The sequence below is a fragment of the Sphingorhabdus arenilitoris genome (assembly GCF_042651485.1).
In the GTDB taxonomy this organism is placed as follows: Bacteria; Pseudomonadota; Alphaproteobacteria; order Sphingomonadales; family Sphingomonadaceae; genus Sphingorhabdus_B; species Sphingorhabdus_B arenilitoris.
Map to the genome: position 1 here is coordinate 1 of NZ_JBHSDH010000028.1, position 1,101 is coordinate 1,101.

Genomic DNA, 1,101 nt, shown 5'->3' on the forward strand with positions numbered 1-1,101 from the left:
ATTATAGCCGGTGCCAGATAGCAGCACGAGGCGCGTCAGATTGCCATTGGCGTCGCGGCTCGCCACCAAGCGGCCGCTTGCGTCATAATAGTAATTTTCGGTCGGGCGGATATTGCTGACCGCGCCATTTTCGGCGGTCACATTAACATAAGGGCTCTCGCTCTTAATCAGCTTGCCCGCATTGTTATAGGTATAAGTCAGCGTATGGCCTAGCGCATTGGTCTCGCTTGTCACTTCGCCAAAGGCGTTATAGCTGCGCGAGCTGGTCAGCGTTTCCAGCGCGCCGGTTGCATTCAGACGGCGCCCTTCCTCGGTTACCGTTGTGGCCAGATTGCGGTTGTCATAGACCGTATAGGCCGCAGTGACATCCTCTTGCCCCACCAGCGCCAATACTTGCGCAAAGCTCGTTATATTCTGAAGATTGGCCCCTGCAGAGGTGATCGCTATCGTCTGATTGCCATTGGCATCATACCCAAAAAACTTCCAAACCCCATCGCCAGACGTCGTCGCCCACAAACGGCCCGCTGCGTCATATTTATTCTGACCATTGCTGATGCTGTTCAACCGTGTTTCAGCGACATCGCTATAGGCATTATAAATGGTTGCGGCGACATCGCCTCGAACCCAAGCGGTTCCGTTCCAGCTGGCTACGGCTTGCTCGATAACGCGGCCCATCGCGTCAAATTTAGTAAGAACGCCATTTTTGACGCCCACTCCACCCGCAGAACCGGCACGCAAATAATCTTCGGCAATGACCCGGCCTGCCTTGTCATAGGAATAGTTGCGGATAAATCCGCTCGCATCCTGTATGGCGGCAAGCCTCCCGCTACCATCATATATATAGCGGGTTTCACGGGCCGTTGCATCGCCAGCACCCGCAGCTATCGTGCGCACCAAATTGCCCAGACCATCATATCTATAATGGACTTGCGGCGTTATATTGGCGGTTGTTGTGGCGCCTGTATAAGCCGTAAAGCTATTTCGCGTCTCGCGGAGCATGCGGCCTGATGTGTCATAAGTATAGGTGATCGCATCACCCGTGGCTTCGGTCTTTTTCGTGACTTGACCCAGGCCATTATAGATATAGGTGACCTGTGCTGT

General features: G+C 53.9%; 1 protein-coding gene. It reads right to left on the bottom strand.

Annotated features, from left to right (window positions below; genetic code table 11):
* A partial coding sequence (locus ACFOWX_RS13330) for a hypothetical protein (protein ID WP_381425116.1) occupies positions 1-1,101 on the bottom strand: 1,101 nt, incomplete at both ends.